Source organism: Streptococcus sp. HMSC36C04 (assembly GCF_001839535.1).
GTDB lineage: Bacteria > Bacillota > Bacilli > Lactobacillales > Streptococcaceae > Streptococcus > Streptococcus hominis.
On sequence record NZ_KV841577.1, the window covers coordinates 1 to 21,464 of the forward strand.

At 39.9% G+C, this 21,464-nt stretch carries 25 protein-coding genes; 8 read left to right on the top strand and 17 right to left on the bottom strand.

Features of this window, described 5'->3' with window-relative positions; genetic code table 11:
- Window positions 1-200: 200 nt before the first annotated feature.
- From trmB to HMPREF3249_RS01490, 4 genes are read right to left on the bottom strand one after another with little or no spacing between them, the layout of a single operon-like run.
- A complete protein-coding gene (trmB, locus tag HMPREF3249_RS01475) occupies window positions 201-836 on the bottom strand; it encodes a tRNA (guanosine(46)-N7)-methyltransferase TrmB (protein ID WP_059221167.1) in 636 nt (211 codons plus the stop codon).
- Window positions 833-1,630: a cell cycle regulator CcrZ gene (ccrZ, locus tag HMPREF3249_RS01480; protein WP_003043230.1), complete on the bottom strand. Its 798-nt coding sequence runs from the start codon at window positions 1,628-1,630 to the stop codon at window positions 833-835. The genes trmB and ccrZ overlap by 4 nt, the downstream gene beginning before the upstream one ends.
- 50 nt (window positions 1,631-1,680) lie before the next feature.
- Window positions 1,681-2,727 (bottom strand): ABC transporter permease, encoded by a 1,047-nt coding sequence (locus HMPREF3249_RS01485; RefSeq protein WP_059221168.1) that lies wholly within the window; start codon window positions 2,725-2,727, stop codon window positions 1,681-1,683.
- Window positions 2,724-3,455 carry an ABC transporter ATP-binding protein gene (locus HMPREF3249_RS01490; protein WP_049508679.1) on the bottom strand — a complete coding sequence of 244 codons (732 nt, stop codon included), beginning with the start codon at window positions 3,453-3,455 and terminating at the stop codon, window positions 2,724-2,726. Before HMPREF3249_RS01490 ends, HMPREF3249_RS01485 begins: the two co-directional genes overlap by 4 nt.
- A 68-nt stretch (window positions 3,456-3,523) precedes the next feature.
- Here HMPREF3249_RS01490 and HMPREF3249_RS01495 point away from each other — a divergent pair, with 68 nt between their 5' ends.
- Window positions 3,524-3,934, top strand: a complete 411-nt coding sequence (locus HMPREF3249_RS01495) for an HIT family protein (protein ID WP_003025977.1) — start codon at window positions 3,524-3,526, stop codon at window positions 3,932-3,934.
- Between the two features lie 9 nt (window positions 3,935-3,943).
- A complete protein-coding gene (locus HMPREF3249_RS01500; RefSeq protein WP_059221170.1) occupies window positions 3,944-4,231 on the top strand; it encodes a hypothetical protein in 288 nt (95 codons plus the stop codon).
- A gap of 46 nt (window positions 4,232-4,277) precedes the next feature.
- Here the strand turns inward: HMPREF3249_RS01500 and HMPREF3249_RS01505 are convergent, their stop codons facing one another.
- The 5 genes from HMPREF3249_RS01505 to HMPREF3249_RS01525 all read right to left on the bottom strand — a co-directional run bounded on the left by HMPREF3249_RS01505 (window position 4,278) and on the right by HMPREF3249_RS01525 (window position 8,599).
- Complete coding sequence (locus tag HMPREF3249_RS01505; protein WP_070496543.1) at window positions 4,278-5,393, bottom strand: glycopolymer--peptidoglycan transferase LytR; 1,116 nt, start codon at window positions 5,391-5,393, stop codon at window positions 4,278-4,280.
- Between the two features lie 6 nt (window positions 5,394-5,399).
- On the bottom strand, window positions 5,400-5,921 hold the full coding sequence (locus tag HMPREF3249_RS01510) for a GNAT family N-acetyltransferase (RefSeq protein ID WP_059221174.1): 522 nt from the start codon (window positions 5,919-5,921) through the stop codon (window positions 5,400-5,402).
- Entirely contained in the window at window positions 5,914-6,354 is a 441-nt protein-coding gene (gene tsaE / locus HMPREF3249_RS01515) for a tRNA (adenosine(37)-N6)-threonylcarbamoyltransferase complex ATPase subunit type 1 TsaE (protein WP_059221176.1), read from the bottom strand. The genes HMPREF3249_RS01510 and tsaE overlap by 8 nt, the downstream gene beginning before the upstream one ends.
- A gap of 86 nt (window positions 6,355-6,440) precedes the next feature.
- Window positions 6,441-7,880, bottom strand: a complete 1,440-nt coding sequence (locus HMPREF3249_RS01520) for an NCS2 family permease (RefSeq protein WP_059221178.1) — start codon at window positions 7,878-7,880, stop codon at window positions 6,441-6,443.
- Window positions 7,881-7,999: 119 nt separating this feature from the next.
- The gene (locus HMPREF3249_RS01525) at window positions 8,000-8,599 is read right to left on the bottom strand and encodes a DUF1361 domain-containing protein (protein ID WP_059221180.1); all 600 of its coding nucleotides are present in this window, start codon (window positions 8,597-8,599) and stop codon (window positions 8,000-8,002) included.
- Window positions 8,600-8,705: 106 nt separating this feature from the next.
- On the opposite strand from HMPREF3249_RS01525, the gene HMPREF3249_RS01530 reads away from it, so the two are divergent.
- The 6 genes from HMPREF3249_RS01530 to serS all read left to right on the top strand — a co-directional run bounded on the left by HMPREF3249_RS01530 (window position 8,706) and on the right by serS (window position 14,686).
- On the top strand, window positions 8,706-9,518 hold the full coding sequence (locus HMPREF3249_RS01530) for a Cof-type HAD-IIB family hydrolase (RefSeq protein WP_059221182.1): 813 nt from the start codon (window positions 8,706-8,708) through the stop codon (window positions 9,516-9,518).
- A gap of 478 nt (window positions 9,519-9,996) precedes the next feature.
- Entirely contained in the window at window positions 9,997-10,986 is a 990-nt protein-coding gene (locus HMPREF3249_RS01535; protein ID WP_059221184.1) for a PTS sugar transporter subunit IIB, read from the top strand.
- A 17-nt stretch (window positions 10,987-11,003) separates the two neighbouring features.
- On the top strand, window positions 11,004-11,807 hold the full coding sequence (locus tag HMPREF3249_RS01540) for a PTS mannose/fructose/sorbose transporter subunit IIC (RefSeq protein WP_003033793.1): 804 nt from the start codon (window positions 11,004-11,006) through the stop codon (window positions 11,805-11,807).
- Window positions 11,808-11,826: 19 nt separating this feature from the next.
- A complete protein-coding gene (locus tag HMPREF3249_RS01545; RefSeq protein WP_003033774.1) occupies window positions 11,827-12,738 on the top strand; it encodes a PTS system mannose/fructose/sorbose family transporter subunit IID in 912 nt (303 codons plus the stop codon).
- An 86-nt stretch (window positions 12,739-12,824) separates the two neighbouring features.
- Window positions 12,825-13,196 carry a DUF956 family protein gene (locus tag HMPREF3249_RS01550; protein ID WP_004224344.1) on the top strand — a complete coding sequence of 124 codons (372 nt, stop codon included), beginning with the start codon at window positions 12,825-12,827 and terminating at the stop codon, window positions 13,194-13,196.
- Between the two features lie 212 nt (window positions 13,197-13,408).
- On the top strand, window positions 13,409-14,686 hold the full coding sequence (gene serS / locus HMPREF3249_RS01555) for a serine--tRNA ligase (RefSeq protein ID WP_059221187.1): 1,278 nt from the start codon (window positions 13,409-13,411) through the stop codon (window positions 14,684-14,686).
- Between the two features lie 40 nt (window positions 14,687-14,726).
- Here serS and HMPREF3249_RS01560 read toward each other — a convergent pair whose 3' ends face one another.
- The 8 genes from HMPREF3249_RS01560 to fabG form a co-directional block, all read right to left on the bottom strand.
- Complete coding sequence (locus HMPREF3249_RS01560; protein WP_003025995.1) at window positions 14,727-15,386, bottom strand: VTT domain-containing protein; 660 nt, start codon at window positions 15,384-15,386, stop codon at window positions 14,727-14,729.
- Between the two features lie 112 nt (window positions 15,387-15,498).
- On the bottom strand, window positions 15,499-16,269 hold the full coding sequence (locus tag HMPREF3249_RS01565; RefSeq protein WP_059221189.1) for an acetyl-CoA carboxylase carboxyl transferase subunit alpha: 771 nt from the start codon (window positions 16,267-16,269) through the stop codon (window positions 15,499-15,501).
- Window positions 16,266-17,129, bottom strand: coding sequence for an acetyl-CoA carboxylase, carboxyltransferase subunit beta (accD, locus tag HMPREF3249_RS01570; RefSeq protein WP_049514550.1), 864 nt, complete (start codon window positions 17,127-17,129; stop codon window positions 16,266-16,268). Before accD ends, HMPREF3249_RS01565 begins: the two co-directional genes overlap by 4 nt.
- Before the next feature lie 20 nt (window positions 17,130-17,149).
- Window positions 17,150-18,517: an acetyl-CoA carboxylase biotin carboxylase subunit gene (locus HMPREF3249_RS01575; protein ID WP_049533201.1), complete on the bottom strand. Its 1,368-nt coding sequence runs from the start codon at window positions 18,515-18,517 to the stop codon at window positions 17,150-17,152.
- Window positions 18,518-18,533: 16 nt separating this feature from the next.
- The gene (fabZ, locus tag HMPREF3249_RS01580) at window positions 18,534-18,956 is read right to left on the bottom strand and encodes a 3-hydroxyacyl-ACP dehydratase FabZ (RefSeq protein WP_003043557.1); all 423 of its coding nucleotides are present in this window, start codon (window positions 18,954-18,956) and stop codon (window positions 18,534-18,536) included.
- The gene (accB, locus tag HMPREF3249_RS01585; RefSeq protein ID WP_003043528.1) at window positions 18,953-19,432 is read right to left on the bottom strand and encodes an acetyl-CoA carboxylase biotin carboxyl carrier protein; all 480 of its coding nucleotides are present in this window, start codon (window positions 19,430-19,432) and stop codon (window positions 18,953-18,955) included. The genes fabZ and accB overlap by 4 nt, the downstream gene beginning before the upstream one ends.
- Window positions 19,433-20,665 carry a beta-ketoacyl-ACP synthase II gene (gene fabF / locus HMPREF3249_RS01590; protein ID WP_059221191.1) on the bottom strand — a complete coding sequence of 411 codons (1,233 nt, stop codon included), beginning with the start codon at window positions 20,663-20,665 and terminating at the stop codon, window positions 19,433-19,435.
- A 62-nt stretch (window positions 20,666-20,727) separates the two neighbouring features.
- Window positions 20,728-21,462, bottom strand: coding sequence for a 3-oxoacyl-[acyl-carrier-protein] reductase (gene fabG / locus HMPREF3249_RS01595; RefSeq protein WP_049533203.1), 735 nt, complete (start codon window positions 21,460-21,462; stop codon window positions 20,728-20,730).
- Between the last annotated feature and the right edge of the window lie 2 nt (window positions 21,463-21,464).

The following is a 21,464-nucleotide window of genomic DNA, read 5'->3' on the forward strand; positions in this document are numbered from 1 at the left end:
CACCCCCGCAAGGGTGCTTAAACAGTTATCAAGCTGTTTAAGGTTGCAGATGAAGAAAACGAAGTTTTCGTCAAAGGTGCTCTTCCGAGCTTAAACAGCGAATAAAGAGCCCAATCACCTACTGCGTTATTCGTTTATTACTAAATCTGATAGAAGCTGGGACACTTTTTGCCCAGCCTCTTTCAATTATCTATTTCACCTTAAAACTCTGCCTCAACCCGATAGATGACTTGACCTTTGTTGGCAAATTTTTGCTCATATTCCGTCATCACATTATTCTCAAAGTCGCTCGCGTGCAAATCCAACCAAACGCCATTTAGTTTCATGCCGTATTGAGAAAAGCTCACCAAGCTATATTCAAAGAGGCCACGATTATCTGTTTTGAAATGAATCTCTCCATGTTCTGGTAAAATTTGCTTAAAGGTATCGAGAAAAGATTTGTAGGTCAAGCGCCGTTTTTCATGGCGTTTCTTAGGCCAAGGATCAGAAAAATTCAGATACAAACGATCAATCTCTCCATTTTCAAAGTAGTTGGTCAAATCAGAACCATCTACCCAAAGGAGCTTGATATTGGGAACATCAGCTACTAAAACCTTATCCAAGGCGTAACTTAAAACAGATTTTTGAATATCAATTCCGATATAGTTAATTTCTGGATGAGCTTTTGCCATTTCTGAAACAAACGCACCTTTCCCACTTCCCACTTCAATATGAATAGGGTGCTTATTCCCAAAAATCTCATGCCACTTGCCCTTTGCTTCAGCAGGATTTAAAATCACATATTGCGGGTTTGCTTCTAGTAATTCCGTTGCGCCTTTGCGATTTCTAACTCTCATGACACCTTTCTTCCGTATTTTGAGCGGAAGTTGCGCAAGGCATAAATCTCCCGATTCACATTTTCCAAGTCTGCATTTTCATAATACTTCGCAATCTGACATAGGTAAGCATACTGACCATACCAGTATAATTTCTTCAATACCGTTTCATTATAGCGATAGCCATAGTAGGTCAACCATTCTTTCCAACGCACCTCTGGAATATAATGGCTTAATATATGAGCCACATCAAACATACGATCTGTCAATCGAACAGAATCCCAATCTACTAAATACACCAATCCACTATCTGTCTCAATCCAGTTACTATGACGCACATCGCCATGCACAATCGTTGCATGATCCTCGCGAAATTGTGGTAAATGACTACGCATATCATTTAAAACCGACCGTAAGTAATGATTATTTCCAATTGCCAATGGTGCGTGTTCTAACCAAGATTCCAATAAATCTGCTGGCGTCTCCAAGGAATAACCCAACCGACGCAACTGTGTCATCAAAGGACGTGAACGATGCAGCCGTGTCAAAATATTTACAATTTGTTTTTTGTCCATTTCAGTCGGCGTCAAAATTTTTCCTGATAGCCATTCCTGTGCACTCATGACATTGCCGTCTGCCATGCGACGACTCCACAATAATTGCGGTGCGATTTGTTCTCTAGCCAAACCTACTAAGATTGGGGTCGTGTTCATCTTGACGAAAACGCGCGCCCCATCTGGATAGGTGCCCATGTAGGCTTTCCCACTTTTACCTGCAATTGGTGTCAGAGTTAGCTCATTATCAACCAAGTCCATTGTTCCCCTCCGTAAAAAGTTTCCTATCTATTTTACTAATTTTACTTCCTTTAGTCAACCAAACTTCTTAATTTGAATGGTAAATAAATGACATAGAGTAGCAATGTGATTCCTATCATAAAAAGCAAAGCTACTCTATCTTGGAAAAACAGCAAAGCCATCATTGTTTCCACAAAAAGCACGCTGTAGCCAATAAGAGCAATCACTTGTTTCACTCCTTTTAACTTTGAGTTGATTTCTAAAGGGAATAAGAACGTCAAATATTGGTAATCAAAGGCATGGTACAAGGCTGTCAACTGAAATAGCAGGAGATAATTTAACAATGCCACAAATATGGCAGCAATCCACGATTGACTGATAAAACCAATTCCCAAAAGAGACAGAAACAGCAACCGTATAGTCAAGGCAAGAAAATCACCATTGCGCAAATAAGAACGCAAATACATATTTTGCCAAGTAGTCGACTGTCTTTTCGGTAGAATATTCGTCAAACCATCAAGATATGCTCGGCGTTTTACGCTATTGGAAATTCCCTTAACATTGGTAAAGAGAGCAAAGAAACGCAGAATCGTCTGTTTTCGTCTTTCTTCGTAAGCAATGAGATAGCCCCAATTCACCCCTGCACCTTGGTAAAATTTCTGGCTTTTTTGCAAAAAGATAAACCATTTTGCTAGCAACATAAGAAAAACAAGAATAAACCAGCCCCAAAGCGGCATGCCTAAAGCAAGAAGAAGCGGTGCTAATAGTAACAACGCAACGGTTTGAAGCAAGGCCCATAATCGATAAGATAAATGCGTTTGTTCTTGTAGGTAGCTTTTTAATTCCTCTTCTTTGACTAACAAAAATAAACTATCTGGTTTTTCCATATAAGTCGCGATTCGCCCCAAAGGCAATAATAGAACCACAAAAATTGCTAAAGTGAGAATGATTGGCAGGTGATTTGAAGGTAAATTTCGCAACAACTGACTGTATTGAACAGCTAAAAAGCCAGTAAAAACTAATAAAAAGAGGACAAAATGGTCGTTAAAAACATAGCGCGAATACTTCAAACATTGATTGCGAAATACTTGTTTGCGCTTTTGAAACAGTTCTCTCATAGGCTCGCCTCTTCTGTCAAAGCTAGATAAATGTCATTGAGACTAGCTTCTGGCATGGCAAATTCTGCTCGTAATTCTGCTAAATTGCCTTTAGCTCGGATTTCTCCCTTATGCAATATCACGAATGAATCACACATCTTTTCTGCTGAATCCAGCACATGCGTACTCATGAGAATGGACTTGCCTTTTGCCTTTTCATCCTCCAAAAGCTCTATCAAGTCAGCAATAGCAACTGGATCAAGTCCCAAAAATGGTTCATCAACGATAAAAAGGCTGGGGTCAACCACAAATGCACAGATAATCATGACTTTTTGCTTCATCCCCTTAGAAAAATGCACCGGAAACCAATCTAATTTTTCTTTCAAGCGAAACATGGTCAATAATTTCTCCACGCGTGCAAAAGCCACCTTTTGCTCCACATCATAGGCCATAGCAACCGTTTCAATATGTTCTCTTAAAGTCAATTCTTCGTACAAACTAGGTGTTTCCGGAATAAAACCAATTTTCTCACGATAGGCCGTAGGACTATCTTGCAGTTTAGCACCGTCAATTAAAATTTCACCTTTATAAGGAGTTAAAAGTCCGATAATTTCATTGATTGTAGTGGATTTACCCGCACCATTCAAACCAATCAACCCCACCAGTTCCCCATTTCCTACTGTGAAACTGATGTCTTTTAAAACAGGGATATTCACATAGCCCCCTGTAAGCCCTTTTATTTCTAACATATTTTCTCCAAATTCTGGTATAATGTTCTTATATTATAACAAAATCTAGCAAAGTAGAGGTAAATTTGATGGCAGATTGCATTTTTTGTAAGATTATTGCAGGAGAAATTCCAGCTTCTAAAGTATATGAAGACGATGAAATTCTAGCATTTTTAGACATCTCACAAGTAACGCCCGGACATACCTTGGTTGTCCCTAAAAAACATTTCCGCAACATGCTTGAAATGGACGGTGAAGCTGCCAGTCAACTCTTTGCACGCATTCCAGATATTGCTCGTAAAGTGATGAAGGCGACTGGTGCAAAGGGAATGAATATCATCAATAACAACGAAGAAATTGCCGGTCAATCTGTCTTCCATACACATGTCCATTTAGCACCACGCTATACAGAAAATGATGATTTAAAACTGACTTTCGTGGCGCACGAACCAAACTTCCCTGCTCTTGCAGAATTAGCCGAAAAAATTTCAAAAGCATAAGGAGAAACCATGAAACTTAGTAATCTATTGTTATTCACCGGTGCAGCTGCAGCCAGCTTTTGCCTTGTTAAAAATAGAGAAAAACTCATGAACGAGGCTGTTGAAAGTTATGAGCTAATGGACAGAATTCAAGACAATCTACAAAATATTCAACGAAATCTCCAAGTCGTTCAAGAGCAAAAAGACAATCTCCAAACAATTTCACAGGATTTAACTTACCAATTCAAACTTTTTGAGCAAGACGCTACTGCTCGACTTCAACAAATTCAAGACATCTGGAACACTCGCATCAACTAAGAAATAAAAAAGAATTTAGACACACGCTAAATTCTTTTTTATCATGTCATTGTCCGTATTGACCGTAATACTGTCCATTTTGATCTGTTCCATAAGGATTGCTTGAATACGCAGAAGAATCAGCAGCACCAGTTGTTGTGCCATTTCCTGACTGACTGGAACTAGGAGCAGCACTGCCATACAATTCTTCATATAAAACTGCATTGGTTTCCAATTCAGTCACTTCGTCTAAGCCAAGCGATTTTCTCAGAACATTTTGCATTTCCAACATATGCTCCGAAGTGACGATTTGGTAAGAACCCCCATCTGCTAAGGTGGCATCTTCACCTTTTAATTGCTTGCTTTCAATCTTTTTGAAAGCATCTTGGTAACCTAATAATTGCGGAATACTGCCAGAAGACAACTCTACATTGGTCTGCATATTGTTGCTAACAGCTTTTAAAATAGCCTGATAATGGCTGACACTATTTAAACTCAGCACTTTTTGGACTACTTTTTGAATGACTTCTCGTTGACGCTTTTGACGACCATAATCCCCTTCTGGATCTTGATAACGCATGCGAGAATAAACCAACGCCTGATCTCCGTTGATGTGTTGCTTACCTGGTTCAACAACTGCTTTGTATTCTGGTTCATTTTCTTCAATCGAAATAGGGAAACCAAGTGTGTTATTGACCGTGATACCGCCAACAGCATCAACCAATTGTACCAGACCTTTCATATTGATAAGCACATAGCGGTCAATGTGAATATTCATCATCTTTTGCACTGTGGAAATAGCTAACTCAGCTCCACCATTTGCATAAGCCGCATTGAGCTTTGCTTGCATGGTTTCGTCGCCATTTTTTATATTGGTGAGAATATCCCGCTCCAAACTCATCATCGTAGTCTTTTTCGTCTTAGGATTGACCGTCATGAGAATCATGGAGTCACTATTTCCAGCCCACCGATCTGAGCGTGAACCACTACCCGTATCCACCCCCATTAAGAGCAAGGTAAGCGGTTTGGTAGCTGCAATAACATCTGTATCTTTTCCAAAGCTCTTGTAAGTCTTAGACAATACATCCGTTGATTGGTTATAAATCGTAAATCCATAAACGCCTAGTCCTGCAACCGTTACAAGACACAAGCTTAAAAACATTAAGATAATTTTTTTTAACATATTATTCTAATCTATCAGTTTTACCATTAGGTAAACATCAAGAAATTTCCCTTCTGCAAGATAGGCTCCTCTTTTTTGAATGCCCTCAATCTCAAACCCAAACGCCTGATACAAATGAACAGCACGCTTATTTCTGACTTGTACAGTTAATTCTAATCGTCGAATCACTCCAGAATTTTCTGCCCAGTCTATCGCTTCTTCTAGAAGAAATTTCCCTAAGCCTTGATTCCAAAATGCTCTTTTAACCACGATAAAGACCTGCCCGATATGACGGATTCGCTCATGAAAATCAGCTGTAATGCTTACAAGACCAGCAATTTCATTATCTAATAGTGCAATTAGATAAATCTGGTTATCTGACGCAGCTTGATGTTGAATGAAAGAGCTCATCTGCTCTTCTGTCATCAAAATCCCTGCAGCATCTAATGTCATGTAATCTGATTCTTTTCCAACTTGATTAAGAAAATCAATTAAAGATTTGGCGTCTTGAGGTTCTGCTTCTCTTATAACTAGCTCTAACTCAGTCATTGACAAATTCCTCAAGCAGTTTCTCAGCTCGATGTCCTTTTGCATCAAAGACCAATTCTCGACCATCACTTTTTCTTAAAATTGTCAATTTGAGATAGTCACTTGGCAAACTATCTCCCAACAATTCGCCCCATTCAATAACCGTCACTCCATCTCCAAAGAGAAAATCGTCTAAATCAATAGAATCTGGATCTTCTCCAATGCGATAAACATCCAAATGATAAAGCGGTAGGCGTCCGTCATATTCTCGTACAATAGTATAGGTCGGACTTTTGATCATTTGTTTGATACCCAGTCCACGTGCTAACCCTTTGGTGAACGTTGTTTTCCCAGCACCCAAGTCACCCGTTAAAATCAAAACATCTTGTTTTCGGAGTAAAGCGCCTAATTTCTCGCCCCACGCCATCAACTCATCTTCATTATGGCTAAACATTTTATTATTATATCAAAATTTTTCTGTTTCTGCTGAAATTTAACAAAAGAAAAGCTAGCTCCAAAGAACTAGCAATTTTTCAATCATTAAGCTAAAGCTAGACTGATAAAGTTTAAGATAAACAAAGCATCCAATACCCAGATAATTGGGTGAACTTCCTTAGCTTCACCTTTGATGATTTTCACAAATGCATACATGATGAATCCTGCAGCAATACCATGAGTAATACTGTAAGTAAAGCCCATGAAAACGGATGTAAAGAAGGCTGGTACTGCCTCTGATAAATCGTCCCATTCGATGTCTTTCATACTGGAAAGCATCATAATTCCGACAATGATAAGAATAGGAGCTACTGCTACTGTTGGGACAATAGCAAGAAGTGGACTAAAGAAACTTGAAATAGCAAACAAAGCCGCAACGACAAGTGCTGTTAAACCTGTACGACCACCGGCTTCAATCCCAGCTGCACTTTCTACATAAGTCGTGACATTTGAAGTTCCTGCAATCGCACCAATCGTTGTCCCAACCATGTCTGAAAACAGCGCCTTGTCCATTTTAGTCTGAAGCCCAGACGAATCTTTAGCAGCTTCTTCATCTGCAATGTTAAAGATGCCCGCTTTGCGCCCTGTACTGATCAACGTTCCGATGTTATCAAAAATATCTGTTAATGAAAAGGCCAAAATAGCAAGAAGCACTTCTGGAATGCGAGAAGGTTTTGCAAATAAAGCTAACAAACCATCTTTACCTAAAGCTGCACCAAAAATCTTTCCTAAATCCTGAACAGCAGCACCGATATTATTGGAAGCAAAATTAATCTTTGAAAGGTCTACGACCCCTACCAAGATAGCTACGATTGTTGTTGCTGCAATGGAGAGAACAATCCCTCCGCGAATGCGTTTCAAGACAAAGAAAATGGTGATGAAAATTCCAAACAAAGCTACAAGAACAGCTGGGTTGTTAAAATCTACCAAGCCCGGTGTTGCCATTCCATTGGCTGTAATAGCTGCTTGTGCCTTATCAGCACCTTTTCCTGTAACGCTATAAGTTCCCGGATCAATTGAGAATTTTAAAAGTCCAGCTTTTTTAACTCCAATATAAGCTAGAAAAATCCCAATTCCACCAGAAATAGCGTATTTCAAACTCTCTGGAATTGCATGAATAATAATTGTACGAACCCTAGTCAGCGTGACAATAATACTGATAATCCCGCAGAGGAAAACCATGGCAAGCGCTTCTTGCCATGTATAACCAAGTGCAAAGACAACGGTATAAGTAAAGAAAGCATTCAGTCCCATACCAGGCGCCTGAGCGTAAGGAATGTTGGCATATAAAGCCATCATCAGCGTCCCTGCAACAGTCCCAATGATAGTCGCTAAGAAAACACCTTGTGCTGGCATGCCTGTTTGACTGAGCATTTCAGGGTTGACAAAGAGGATATAACTCATTGCAAAGAAAGTGGTTAAACCAGCAAGAACTTCTGTACGAACAGTTGTACCGTTCTCTTTTAGTTTAAAAAACTTGTCCATTTTTAAAAATCTCCTTAAAATTTACGAACGATAATAGATATAATACCACAAAATATTCATGATTTCAACAGAAGTTTTAAAAACAAACAAATTAATTCAATGTTTTATACAGAAAATCTTTATTTAGACTGATTTTTACTCAAAAAGACCAAGGACATGATTTGAATAAAGGTAAACCCTAAAATGAATAGCAGGCGCTCCCTCTGCAAAGCAGCTGTCAATCGCTCAAAGACTAATGTAGGATGACTGACTAGATCCCAAGAATTGAGCCGATCATAGCGACCAATATAAATTGCGAGACTCGATAAAAATGAGACGGCTCCAATAACCAAATATTCCAGCCACCATCTGAGCTTCAAATAGCCAGAAATCAAATTCCAGCTCTCTATTCCGCATAGAACCCCGAAGAAAATACTTGGAACAAAGGCCATAAAAAGATGCAGACTTTCTCGGTTCCACAAGGTGTCACTCACCCAGTGCATGTGTACCAAGTCCGTAATCATATAGAACGTATTGGGATAAAACACCAGCCAAAGAATCGCTACAGGTAAGAAAAACCATTTTTTCTTAAATTGAATGGCTATAAAAGCCGCATCATAGGCAACCAAAGCTAGAAACATATTCCAAATCAAATCTGGACCTTTTGTCAAAATTCCTTCAGCATAAATGATAGCAGAAATAATCGCAAAGAAAATATGAATGATAATTGTTTTACGCATACTCGATTTCCTCCTTCGTTATATAAGAAAACATTATATCACAAATTCTGCACTTTCATCTTAAAATCTGCTATAATAGAAAACAGCACAAATGAAAGAGTAGACTATGACAAAAAAAGTAATTGCAGTAGATTTAGACGGAACCTTACTCAATTCTGACAGCAAACTATCTGAATTTACAAAAGAAACCATTAAAAAAATTTCTAAAAAAGGACATCATGTTGTCATCACAACCGGACGCCCTTATCGAATGGCACGGGAATTTTATAAAGAATTGGAACTACACACTCCAATGATCAACTTTAATGGCTCTTTGACCCATATCCCGGAGAAAAAGTGGCAACAGGAAAGATGTATCACCTTAGATAAAGAATATCTATTAGACATTGTCAAAAGGAAGGAAGAGATTGAAGCAGACTTCATTGCTGGGGAATATCGAAAGAAATTTTATATCACAGCCCCCAATGAAACGATTGCCGACCCGAAATTATTTGGTGTAGAATCTTTTCAACCTGAAAATCAATTTAATCCAGAATTGGTTACCAAAAATCCCAACTGTATCCTTTTGCAAACGCATACCAATGATAAATATGCTTTGGCAGATGAATTGAATCAATTTTATCAACAACAATTATCTATCAATACTTGGGGCGGCCCGCTCAATATCCTCGAATGCACTCCAAAAGGCGTCAATAAAGCTTTTGCTTTGAAATATTTATTAGAGGTTCTGAACGTGGATCGGAAAGATTTGATTGCTTTTGGTGACGAGCACAATGATACAGAGATGTTAGCTTTTGCCGGTACTGGCTATGCCATGAAAAACGCTAGCCCAACACTTCTTCCTTACGCAGATGAACAACTGCCACTGACCAATGATCAAGACGGAGTCGCTCATCAATTATTGAAACTATTTTTATAATAAGACTTAGAGTTGGATAGGTTTTCTGTCCGACTTTTTAATATTTACACGTCATCTTCCCAGATTTCATTTTTCTGCAACTGATTGTGCACTAGCAATCATGGGGGCAGTCTCATCAGCTATTGATTTTCAATTATTTTCTATCAGTTTATTTATGCTATAAATTGAATATTATAAATTTTGTTTTTTTAAATTTAAAATGTTCCTAGATTTTTTATTGATTTTCCTCTTTCTTATTTAATAATTCGTGTAGATAGAATTATTTTTTCAAAATTTTCATTATTTTTCCAAGTGCTTTTCAAGGTTAATATATTGTTTAAATGGCTAGTTTTGTCCGTTTACAATCTGTCAAAAATATGAAAGATTTTGATTTTTTTAGCTCAAACTATTGCATTTTTCATGAAAACGTTTTATACTTAAGTAGTCTTAAATTTTTCTTAAACTTAAGTCAAACATTTTATAAGGAGGAAAGACAATAATGAGTATCGGAATCATTATTGCAAGCCATGGTGAATTTGCTGCTGGTATTCATCAATCAGGTTCTATGATTTTTGGTGAGCAAGACAAAGTTCAAGTTGTAACTTTTATGCCAAATGAAGGTCCTGATGATTTGTATGCTAAGTTCAATGACGCTGTGGCTGCTTTTGACGCGAACGATGAAGTTCTAGTTTTGGCTGACCTGTGGAGTGGTTCTCCATTTAACCAAGCTAGCCGCGTAATGGGTGAAAATCCTGACCGTAAGTTCGCGATCATTACAGGTTTGAATCTGCCAATGTTGATTCAAGCTTATACTGAACGAATGATGGATGCCAATGCTGGCGTTGACGCTGTTGTCGCAAACATCATCAAAGAAGCGAAGGATGGAGTGAAAGCTCTTCCTGAAGAACTAAATCCTGTAGCTGAGGTAACAAGTGCACCAGCTGCACCAACTGCTCAAGCTGCTATTCCAGAAGGAACCGTTATCGGCGATGGCAAGTTGAAAATCAATCTTGCTCGTATTGATACACGTCTTCTCCACGGTCAAGTTGCAACTGCTTGGACACCAGATTCTAAAGCAGACCGTATCATCGTTGCTTCTGACTCCGTATCAGCTGATAAACTTCGTAAAGAGTTGATCAAACAAGCTGCTCCTGGTAATGTCAAAGCAAATGTTGTCCCAATTGACAAATTGATCGCGGTAGCAAAAGACCCTCGTTTTGGTAACACACATGCACTGATTCTTTTTGAAACTCCTCAAGATGCACTTCGTGCTGTTGAAGGTGGTGTCGATATCAAAACACTCAATGTTGGCTCAATGGCTCACTCAACTGGTAAAACAATGGTCAATAACGTTTTGTCAATGGACAAAGATGATGTTGCAACCTTTGAAAAATTGCGTGACCTCGGAGTAGAATTTGACGTACGTAAAGTGCCAAATGACTCCAAAAAAGATTTGTTTGACTTAATTAAAAAAGCCAACGTTCAATAATGGAAAGGATTTAGAATATGTCAATTATTTCTATGATTTTAGTGGTCTTCGTTGCCTTTCTTGCTGGACTCGAAGGAATCTTGGACCAATTTCAATTCCACCAACCACTTGTTGCTTGTACCCTTATCGGTCTAGTAACAGGACACTTGGAAGCAGGTGTCATCCTTGGTGGTACACTTCAAATGATTGCTCTTGGTTGGGCAAACATTGGTGCTGCCGTTGCTCCTGATGCTGCACTTGCTTCTGTAGCATCTGCAATCATCATGGTACAAGGTGGCGACTTCACTGATAAAGGTATCAGTTTCGCTTATACAACTGCTATCCCTCTTGCAGTTGCAGGTCTCTTCCTTACAATGATTGTTCGTACAATTTCAGTAGGTCTTGTTCACGGTGCTGATGCTGCTGCTAAAGAAGGTAACATCGGTGCTGTAGAACGTACTCACTTAGTTGCACTTCTTCTTCAAGGTCTTCGTATTGCTATTCCTGCTGCTCTTCTTCTTGCAGTTCCAACATCAGTCGTTCAAGGTGTCTTGAATGCTATGCCTGCTTGGTTGTCAGGTGGTATGGCTGTCGGTGGTGGTATGGTCGTTGCCGTTGGTTACGCGATGGTTATCAACATGATGGCAACTCGCGAAGTATGGCCATTCTTTGCTATCGGTTTTGCACTTGCAGCTTTATCAAACCTTACTCTTATTGCTATGGGTACTATTGGTGTCGCAATTGCCTTGATTTACATCAACCTTTCTAAAAAAGGCGGAAATGGTGGCGGCGGTTCTGCTACATCAAATGACCCAATTGGTGATATTTTAGAAGACTACTAAGAAAGGAGCTACTAATACCATGACAGAAAAAATTCAATTATCAAAATCAGATCGTCAAAAAGTTTGGTGGCGTTCAACTTTCTTGCAAGGTTCTTGGAACTATGAACGGATGCAAAACTTAGGTTGGGCGTACGCACTTATCCCAGCTATCAAAAAACTTTACACTTCTAAAGAAGACCGTGCTGCGGCTCTTGAACGTCACTTGGAATTCTTTAATACTCACCCATACGTAGCTGCTCCTATCATTGGTGTGACACTCGCCCTTGAAGAAGAAAAGGCTAACGGGGCTGAAATTGACAACACTGCTATCCAAGGGGTTAAAATCGGTATGATGGGACCTCTTGCTGGTATCGGTGACCCAGTCTTCTGGTTTACCGTTCGTCCTATCCTCGGTGCTCTTGGTGCCTCACTTGCTATGGCAGGTAACGTGATGGGACCAATCCTCTTCTTCGTACTTTGGAATCTTATCCGTATGGCCTTCTTATGGTACACTCAAGAACTTGGCTACAAAGCTGGTTCTGAAATTACAAAAGACATGTCAGGTGGTATCCTTCAAGACATCACCAAAGGAGCTTCAATCCTTGGTATGTTCATCATCGCCGTTCTTGTTGAACGTTGGGTAAATATTGCCTTTACGGTAGGACTTCCTTCTAAGACTTTGTCTAAAGGTGCTTACATTGAATTCCCTAAAGGAAATGTTACTGGTCAACAATTACATGATATCCTTGGTCAAGTAAATAGTGGTCTTGGACTTGATAAAATACAAGCTCAAACACTTCAAGGACAGTTAGATGCTTTAATTCCTGGCTTGATGGGGCTTCTTCTTACATTCCTATGTATGTGGTTGCTTAAGAAGAAAGTTTCTCCAATCACAATTATCATCGGTCTCTTCATCGTTGGTATTGTGGCACGCTTCTTCGGAATCATGTAAATAACAAAAAGAAGGTTTCGGCCTTCTTTTTTATTGACAATAAATGTGCTATAATAGGGAGGATAATAGATAAACGAGGATTGAACATGGCACAGTCACAAAATACAAAAATTGATTTTCAAACAACAGGAACTTCTTATCTGGGAATTGGAGGGAAAGTTGGAAAATTCTTAGTTGGAGATAAAGCGCTCGAATTTTATGCAGATGCCAATGTCGAAGACTATATTCAAATCCCTTGGGATACTATCCATCAAATCGGTGCCAATGTGTCTGGCAAACGAATTAGTCGTCATTTTGAAGTCTTTACCAATAAAGGAAAATTCCTTTTCGCTTCAAAAGATGCTGGAACTATTTTGAAACATGCTCGAAATCATATCGGCAATGAAAAGGTTATTAAATTACCGACACTGATTCAAACAATTGGTCAATTTTTTAAAAATCTATTTGCAAAAAAATAAGAATTCTTGTATAATCATAGGAAACGGATAAGTAAATCTAGTATCTCTTTCAGAAAGTCTGCGGCAGCTGTGAGCAGATAGGGAGCTAGCTTGAAATTCTACCGTGATATTAATTTCATAAACAATCAAGTGCACTTATGTGAAGTTGGATGGGACCGTGGCTCTGCCACTCCAACACTTTCATAGGTGTATTTTTATTTCAGGAGGTTCTGATGTTAGATATTAAACGCATTCGCACAGATTTTGATATCATCGCAAAAAAATTAGCTACTCGTGGCGTTGACGCTGCAACACTTGATAAAATGAAAGAGTTTGATAGCAAACGCCGTGAACTCTTGGTCAAGGTTGAAAATTTAAAAGCAGAGCGTAACACGGTTTCAGCAGAAATTGCCCAAGCGAAACGTAATAAAGACAATGCTGATGATAAAATTGCTGCCATGCAAACATTATCTGCTGAAGTTAAAGCATTAGACGCAGAGTTAGCAGAAATTGACGCTACATTAACCGAGTTTACAACGACTTTGCCAAATATTCCTCACGATAGTGTGCCGGTAGGTGCTGACGAAGACGATAATGTAGAAGTTCGCCGTTGGGGGACGCCACGTGTGTTTGACTTTGATGTAAAAGCTCACTGGGATCTTGGTGAAAATCTTGATATTCTCGACTGGGAACGCGGGGCAAAAGTAACCGGCGCTCGTTTCCTCTTTTACAAAGGACTTGGAGCTCGTCTAGAACGCGCTATTTATAATTTCATGTTAGACGAGCATCAAAAAGAGGGCTACACGGAAGTCATTCCTCCTTACATGGTTAATCACGATTCTATGTTTGGGACTGGTCAATATCCAAAATTCAAAGAAGATACGTTTGAATTGAGCGATACAAATTACGTTCTCATTCCAACTGCTGAAGTTCCTTTGACAAACTACTACCGTGGGGAAATTTTAGACGGAAAAGGCTTGCCAATCTACTTCACAGCCATGAGTCCGTCTTTCCGTTCTGAAGCTGGTTCTGCCGGTCGTGACACCCGTGGTTTGATTCGTTTGCATCAATTCCACAAAGTGGAAATGGTCAAATTTGCCAAACCAGAGCATTCTTATGAAGAATTAGAAAAAATGACCGCTAACGCCGAAAATATCCTTCAGAAATTAAATCTTCCTTACCGCGTTGTTGCACTTTCTACAGGGGATATGGGCTTCTCTGCAGCGAAGACCTACGACTTGGAAGTCTGGATTCCAGCACAGAATACCTACCGTGAAATTTCTAGCTGTTCCAATACCGAAGATTTCCAAGCTCGTCGTGCCCAAATCCGTTACCGTGACGAAGCAGATGGCAAGGTCAAACTCCTACACACTTTGAATGGATCCGGTCTTGCAGTTGGTCGTACCGTTGCAGCCATTCTTGAAAATTACCAAAATGAAGACGGCTCCGTCACTATTCCAGAAGTACTTCGTCCATACATGGGCGGTGTGAAAATGATTGCTCCAAAATAACATAAAAACTCTGAGATTTTCAAATCATCTCAGAGTTTTCTTATCTCTTCATTTGATTGTTTCGCTTTTTAATCATTGCACTTCGAACCACACTTATCACAGTTGGGAGTAAGGTGACAATGACAATTCCCAAAATAATCGCTGAAAAATGAGTTTTCACAAAGGGGATATTCCCAAAAAGATAGCCTGCCCCTGTCGCAATCAAAGACCAAGACAAAGCTGCGATAAAAGCTCGTTTCAGAAAAGATTGAACTGGGAATTGGCTAATGCCTGCTACAAATGGGACAAAGGTACGAATAATGGGAATATAGCGTCCTAAAATAATAGAAGTAGAACCATGTTTTTCAAAATACACTTCTGCTTCTTTGATATTTTCTTCTTTTATCAATTTACTGAAAAATTTATAATGTACAAAACGATAACCCAAGGTTCTGCCAATGAAGAAATTACAGGTATCACCGACAAAAGCTCCCACAAAAAATAGAAGCATAAAAAGTAGAACATTAAAATGCATTGCTGGATTAGCTGATAGAGCGCCTGCAGCAAAAAGTAAGCTGTCTCCCGGCAGGAATGGAAATACTACCGCAGCTGTCTCAATAAAAATTACCAAAAACAAAATCAAATACGTCCAGCCACCTACAGCATGAGCAATATTATAAATGTGTGCATCAATATGCAAGATAAAATCAATAATAAACATCTCTTCTCCTTTTGTCCATTCTCTATTATAACAGAAAATATTACAGAAAAGCGTATTTTAAAAATAAAAAAATAGAAGTGAACGGTACAAGCCAATCCACTTCTGATTTTTATTAGTATTTTCGAAATCGTTGGTAACGTGCTTCTAAAAGTTGTTCAAGTGGTAGCTGAGACAAATTTGCTAATTCAGCAACTATTTCTTGCTTCACAGCATACAATAAATCCTGATTGCTAAGCCTTGCTTCTGGAATCACCTTGTCCACTACTCCCATATCAAGAAGCTCATGAGAAGTGATTTTCATGAGTTCTGCAGCTTCCATAGCACGACTGCCGTCTTTCCACAAGATAGAAGCAAAACCTTCGGGACTAAGCACCGCGTAAATTGAATTTTCTAGCATCCAGACCTTGTCTGCAACAGCTAAAGCTAGCGCTCCTCCAGATCCGCCTTCACCGATAATAATAGCGATAATCGGCACCTTTAAATCGCTCATCTCGAGCAAATTACGCGCAATAGCTTCTCCTTGACCGCGCTCTTCAGCCCCAACTCCCGGATAAGCACCGGCTGTATTGATAAGCGTAACGATAGGACGACCAAATTTCTCTGCCTGCTTCATCAAGCGAAGTGCTTTTCGATAACCTTCTGGATGAGGTTGTCCAAAATTCCGTTGCAAATTATCCTGTAGATTGCGTCCTTTTTGAATCCCAACAACGGTGATGGGCTGACCATCTAAAGTTCCGATTCCACCGATAACCGCTCCGTCATCTCGAAAAGAACGATCGCCATGTAATTCAATAAAATTCTCGCAAATTCCTTGCGCAAAATCCAAAGCTGTCAATCGTGCCTGATCTCGTGCTTCTTTAATAATTCGGGTAATCTTTGTCATTGTTCACCTCCATGGAAAGCCAATAACATTGCAATGGTGGAGCGCAATTCCAAGCGTTTGACAATGGCATCAACAAAACCATGTTCAAGCAAAAATTCTGCCTTTTGGAAGTCATCTGGCAATTTTTCACGAACGGTTGTTTCAATTACTCGGCGACCTGCAAAGCCAACAAGCGCTTGCGTTTCAGCCAAAATGATGTCTCCTTCCATGGCAAATGAAGCCGTCACCCCACCCGTGGTCGGGTCTGTTAAGATCGTCAAATAAAACAAGCCAGCATTAGAATGACGTTTCACCGCTGCGGATACTTTAGCCATTTGCATCAAACTCATAATTCCTTCTTGCATGCGAGCGCCACCAGAAGCTGTAAACAAAGTGACTGGTAACTGATGTTCTGTAGCATATTCAAAAAGACGAGTAATTTTTTCTCCAACGACCGTTCCCATAGAAGCCATGATAAAGTTGGAATCCATGATCCCCAGTGCAGTTTTTTGACCACCGATTGTCGCAATTCCTGTCAATACCGCTTCATCCAAACCTGTTTTTTCACGGACAGTCCTTAATTTTTCACGATATTTAGGAAACTTCAAGGGGTCTGATGTTTCAATTCCTGTAAATAATTCCTCAAAACTATTGGCATCTACCGTTAAGTTGAGGCGTTCAAAAGCTGAAATACGAAACGTATAGCCACATTGCGGGCAAATCCGTTCACTTCCCAAATCTTTTTGGTAAATGATATGCTTACATCCTGGACATTTTGAAAACAATTCATCCGGAAACTCTGGTTTCACTTGAGGTTTCTCACGACTGGAACGGTTTGGATTGATCCGAATATACTTATCCTTTTTGGAAAACAAAGCCATGACTTATATCCTTTACTCCTCTACTTTTTCTTTTGATAAGCTGGTAAAAATTTCTCCATAAGAAAAGCTGTATCATAATCGCCAGTAATGACATGTGGGTCTGAAATCAAATCTAACTGAAAACCGCTATTTGTCACAACGCCGTCGATTTCTAACTCATAGAGCGCACGCTGCATTTTCATTAATGCATCAAAGCGATTTTCACCATGAACAATAATCTTGGCAATCATGCTGTCATAATACGGCGGAATCGTGTAGCCAGGATAAACTGCAGAATCCACACGCAACCCCACTCCACCACTCGGTAGATAGAGATTGGAAATCTTTCCCGGACTTGGTGCAAAGTTGAAGGCAGGATTTTCCGCATTGATTCGACACTCAATCGCATGACCTGTTATATGAATATCTTCTTGGTTAAAAGGCAGCTCTTGCCCCACAGCAATTTTGATTTGCTCCTTAACAATGTCCACCCCCGTTACAAATTCCGTTATCGGATGCTCCACTTGTACACGAGTATTCATTTCCATGAAATAAAATTCTCTTTTGCCTTCATCAAATAAGAATTCAATCGTTCCAGCGTTTTCATATCCGACAGATTGGGCAGCTCGTACAGCAGCTTCCCCAATTTTACGACGAAGGGTCTTGCCAATCGCAACCGACGGACTTTCTTCCAGCACTTTTTGATTATTTCTTTGAAGTGAACAATCGCGCTCGCCTAAGTGGACAACATGACCATGTTGGTCAGCCAAAATTTGGACTTCAATATGCCGAGCTGGATAAATGACCCGCTCCATGTACATGGCGCCATTTCCGAAAGCCGCTTTGGCTTCACTAGAAGCTGACTCAAAAGCAGCTACTAAATCCTCTGCTTTTTCAACCTTCCGAATACCTTTGCCACCACCGCCAGCAGAAGCTTTCAGCATGACTGGATAACCAATTTTTTCTGCAACCGCAAGTGCTTCGTCTGAAGTATGAACTTCGCCATCAGAACCTGGGATTACAGGCACATTAGCCTTAATCATCTGAGCACGCGCATTGATTTTATCACCCATTAAATCCATTACCGCTCCCGAAGGACCGATAAATTTAATACCAACTTCCTCGCACATCGTCGCAAACTTAGAATTCTCACTCAAAAAACCAAAGCCTGGATGAATCGCCTCTGCCCCAGTCAAAACTGCAGCAGAAAGAACCGCATTCATATTGAGATAGGATTCCGTTGACTTTGCTGGACCAATGCAAACTGCTTCATCTGCCAGTAAAGTATGGAGAGCTTCTTTGTCAGCAGTAGAATAGACTGCTACTGTCGCAATCCCTAACTCTCTAGCTGCACGAATAATTCTGACCGCAATTTCCCCACGGTTGGCAATTAAAATCTTACGAAACATGGTGAAATCTCCTTTTTTATTGTCCGAGGGCAAAAGTTAAAGTACCACTTGCTGCCAACTTCCCGTCAACTTCTGCTTTCGCTTCCACAACCGCAATGGTGCCACGACGCTTCACAAACTTCGCTGTCATGATGAGCTGATCACCAGGAACAACTTGTTTTTTAAATTTCACCTTGTCCATTCCGGCATAAAAGACCAATTTCCCCTTATTTTCCTCCTTGGACAATTCCAAAACACCGGCTGTTTGAGCCAAAGCCTCCATAATGAGAACTCCCGGCATAACAGGATATTCAGGGAAATGTCCGTTGAAAAAAGGCTCATTGATTGTAACATTTTTAAGCGCTACAATCTCATCTTCTTTCACTTCCAACACACGATCAACCAACAGCATAGGGTAACGATGTGGAAGAGCTTCTTTTATCGCATTGATATCAATCATTTAATCCGCACCAAACCTTTCCCAAATTCGACCATTTCTTCATTTTGGACAAGGATTTCCGTCACAATACCGTCCTTAGGTGACGGAACTTCATTCATCACTTTCATGGCCTCAATAATCATCAAGGTTTGCCCTTTCTTGACTTGGTCGCCAACGGAAACAAAGGAAGGTTTATCAGGTCCAGAAGCAAGATAAGCAACTCCAACCAAGGGACTTTCTACTACATCGCCTTCAGCTGTAGGTGTTTCTGGACTAATCGTTTCCTCCACAATTGGAGGAACAGTTGGCTGGGTAACTTCTACTTGTGAAACAAGATTGGTGTTCACTGTTGAATCCTCTGCAGAAGGAGCAATTGATTCAACTGTTCTTTCATTTTTACTGAAAGTTAATTCATCACTTTGATTTTTATAAGAAAATTCACGCAGACTTGATTGGTCAAATTGAGCCATCAAATCTTTGATTTCATTGATATTCATTTAAGCCTCCCAGCGCTTGAATGCAAGTACAGCATTGTGCCCGCCAAAGCCAAAGGTATTTGAAATCGCATATGGAATATCATGTTCTTGCCCTTGACCATAGATGACATTCGCCTCGATATCATCTGAAAGTTCTTGCGTTCCTGCAGTCATCGGTACAAAGTTATGACGCATTGCTTCAATCGTTGCAATAGCCTCTACTGCACCGGCTGCACCAAGAAGGTGACCTGTGAAAGATTTCGTAGAAGAAACCGGTACTTCTTTCCCAAGAACATTAACAATCGCTTGACTTTCACCCTTTTCATTGGCTTGTGTAGAAGTTCCATGAGCATTCACATAGGCAATGTCTGAAGGTTGTAATCCTGCTTCTTCAATGGCTAGTTTCATAGCTTTAGCAGCCCCTGTACCAGCTGGTGATGGTGTTGTCATGTGATATGCGTCACAAGTATTTCCATACCCCACAATTTCTGCTAAAATCGTTGCCCCACGTTTTTCAGCATGTTCTAAACTTTCAATTACTAAAACACCTGCCCCTTCTCCCATTACAAATCCATTTCGATCTTTATCAAATGGAATAGACGAACGTTTTGGATCTTCATTTGTGGAAAGAGCTGTAAGAGCTGCAAAACCGCCGATGCCAATTTCGTTGATAGAGCATTCAGAACCACCTGCTAAAATAACATCTTGAAAACCAAATTTAATTTCACGGTATGCCTCTCCAATAGCATCATTAGAAGACGCACAAGCAGTTGTAATAGATTTACACACCCCATTAGCTCCCACACGAATAGCGATATTTCCGGCTCCCATATTTGAAAGTGCTTTAGGAATGAAGAGCGGTTGGATACGATTGGCTCCTCTTTCATGCATTCGGATAATTTGATCTTGCAATTCTTTTAAGCCACCAATCCCACTAGATACAATGACACCAAATCGATCATGATCAACTGTCTCGGTATCTAGATGAGCATTTTCTAACGCTTCTAAAGCTGCATGAATGGCATAAATAGAATACATATCCATACGATTTTTGTCTTTTTTAACAAAATGTTTTTCTAGCGGGAAATCTTTAATTTCTGCTGCATTATGTACACCAATCACACTAGGATCAAAATTCGTAATTGGACCGATACCAATCTTCCCTTCTTTTAGACTATCCCAAAACTCTTCGGGTGTGTTTCCAATAGGTGAAGTTACTCCATATCCTGTTACAACAACTCGATTTAGTTTCATTTCGAACTCCTTTATTAAGAAAATATATCACATGCTTAAAACTCATAAGTTTTAGTCATCTTCTACCTCATGGTTAACCCGCCATCAATAGCAATGACTTGCCCAGTTAAATACTCTTGACGAGCTAGAAAGACTGCCACTTCTGCTACTTCGCTGGTATTTCCAAAACGTTTCATCGGAATTTGTGCTAACGTAGCTTCTTTCACTTTATCAGACAAAACATCGGTCATATCTGACTCAATCATACCTGGTGCAATAGCATTCACTCGTACATTGCGGGCTGCTACTTCACGCGCTACAGACTTAGTAAATCCGATCAGTCCAGCCTTAGAAGCCGCATAGTTTGCTTGACCGACATTGCCAATCAAACCAACCACACTTGATACATTGATAACAGCACCTTGACGAGCTTTCGACATTGGCTTCAAAACCGCTTGAGTCATATTAAAAGCACCAACAAGATTTACTTTCAAGACCTGCTCAAAATCTTCCTCTGTCAATTTTAGCATGAGTTTATCTTTTGTAATCCCTGCATTATTAACCAGAATATCCACGCTTCCAAGTTTTTCGATAGTTTCTTCTACCATCCGCTTGGCATCCGTGCTGTCTGACACATCACCAGAGATAGAAACCACTTGTACACCATAATCTGAAAATTCAGAGACGAGCTCCTCATCAATCTCACGGCGACCGTTTAAAACAATGTTGGCACCTAGACTCGCAAACTTATGTGCCATTGCAAGACCAATTCCACGTGTTGAACCAGTTATAAAAACATTTTTACCTTTAAGTTCCATAC

Excerpts from the sequence above, each read along its gene's own strand:
- HMPREF3249_RS01530 (WP_059221182.1), top strand. The coding sequence starts at position 8,706 with ATGACAAAAAAAGTAATTGCAGTAGATTTAGACGGAACCTTACTCAAT.
- trmB (WP_059221167.1), bottom strand. The coding sequence starts at position 836 with ATGAGAGTTAGAAATCGCAAAGGCGCAACGGAATTACTAGAAGCAAAC.
- HMPREF3249_RS01490 (WP_049508679.1), bottom strand. The coding sequence starts at position 3,455 with ATGTTAGAAATAAAAGGGCTTACAGGGGGCTATGTGAATATCCCTGTT.
- fabZ (WP_003043557.1), bottom strand. The coding sequence starts at position 18,956 with ATGATTGATATCAATGCGATAAAAGAAGCTCTTCCACATCGTTACCCT.
- HMPREF3249_RS01535 (WP_059221184.1), top strand. The coding sequence starts at position 9,997 with ATGAGTATCGGAATCATTATTGCAAGCCATGGTGAATTTGCTGCTGGT.
- HMPREF3249_RS01495 (WP_003025977.1), top strand. The coding sequence starts at position 3,524 with ATGGCAGATTGCATTTTTTGTAAGATTATTGCAGGAGAAATTCCAGCT.
- fabG (WP_049533203.1), bottom strand. The coding sequence starts at position 21,462 with ATGGAACTTAAAGGTAAAAATGTTTTTATAACTGGTTCAACACGTGGA.
- HMPREF3249_RS01520 (WP_059221178.1), bottom strand. The coding sequence starts at position 7,880 with ATGGACAAGTTTTTTAAACTAAAAGAGAACGGTACAACTGTTCGTACA.
- HMPREF3249_RS01540 (WP_003033793.1), top strand. The coding sequence starts at position 11,004 with ATGTCAATTATTTCTATGATTTTAGTGGTCTTCGTTGCCTTTCTTGCT.
- HMPREF3249_RS01565 (WP_059221189.1), bottom strand. The coding sequence starts at position 16,269 with ATGACAAAGATTACCCGAATTATTAAAGAAGCACGAGATCAGGCACGA.
- HMPREF3249_RS01485 (WP_059221168.1), bottom strand. The coding sequence starts at position 2,727 with ATGAGAGAACTGTTTCAAAAGCGCAAACAAGTATTTCGCAATCAATGT.
- accB (WP_003043528.1), bottom strand. The coding sequence starts at position 19,432 with ATGAATATCAATGAAATCAAAGATTTGATGGCTCAATTTGACCAATCA.
- fabF (WP_059221191.1), bottom strand. The coding sequence starts at position 20,665 with ATGAAACTAAATCGAGTTGTTGTAACAGGATATGGAGTAACTTCACCT.
- ccrZ (WP_003043230.1), bottom strand. The coding sequence starts at position 1,630 with ATGGACTTGGTTGATAATGAGCTAACTCTGACACCAATTGCAGGTAAA.
- HMPREF3249_RS01500 (WP_059221170.1), top strand. The coding sequence starts at position 3,944 with ATGAAACTTAGTAATCTATTGTTATTCACCGGTGCAGCTGCAGCCAGC.
- HMPREF3249_RS01560 (WP_003025995.1), bottom strand. The coding sequence starts at position 15,386 with ATGTTTATTATTGATTTTATCTTGCATATTGATGCACACATTTATAAT.
- HMPREF3249_RS01545 (WP_003033774.1), top strand. The coding sequence starts at position 11,827 with ATGACAGAAAAAATTCAATTATCAAAATCAGATCGTCAAAAAGTTTGG.
- HMPREF3249_RS01575 (WP_049533201.1), bottom strand. The coding sequence starts at position 18,517 with ATGTTTCGTAAGATTTTAATTGCCAACCGTGGGGAAATTGCGGTCAGA.
- HMPREF3249_RS01510 (WP_059221174.1), bottom strand. The coding sequence starts at position 5,921 with ATGACTGAGTTAGAGCTAGTTATAAGAGAAGCAGAACCTCAAGACGCC.
- serS (WP_059221187.1), top strand. The coding sequence starts at position 13,409 with ATGTTAGATATTAAACGCATTCGCACAGATTTTGATATCATCGCAAAA.
- HMPREF3249_RS01550 (WP_004224344.1), top strand. The coding sequence starts at position 12,825 with ATGGCACAGTCACAAAATACAAAAATTGATTTTCAAACAACAGGAACT.
- HMPREF3249_RS01505 (WP_070496543.1), bottom strand. The coding sequence starts at position 5,393 with ATGTTAAAAAAAATTATCTTAATGTTTTTAAGCTTGTGTCTTGTAACG.
- tsaE (WP_059221176.1), bottom strand. The coding sequence starts at position 6,354 with ATGTTTAGCCATAATGAAGATGAGTTGATGGCGTGGGGCGAGAAATTA.
- accD (WP_049514550.1), bottom strand. The coding sequence starts at position 17,129 with ATGGCTTTGTTTTCCAAAAAGGATAAGTATATTCGGATCAATCCAAAC.
- HMPREF3249_RS01525 (WP_059221180.1), bottom strand. The coding sequence starts at position 8,599 with ATGCGTAAAACAATTATCATTCATATTTTCTTTGCGATTATTTCTGCT.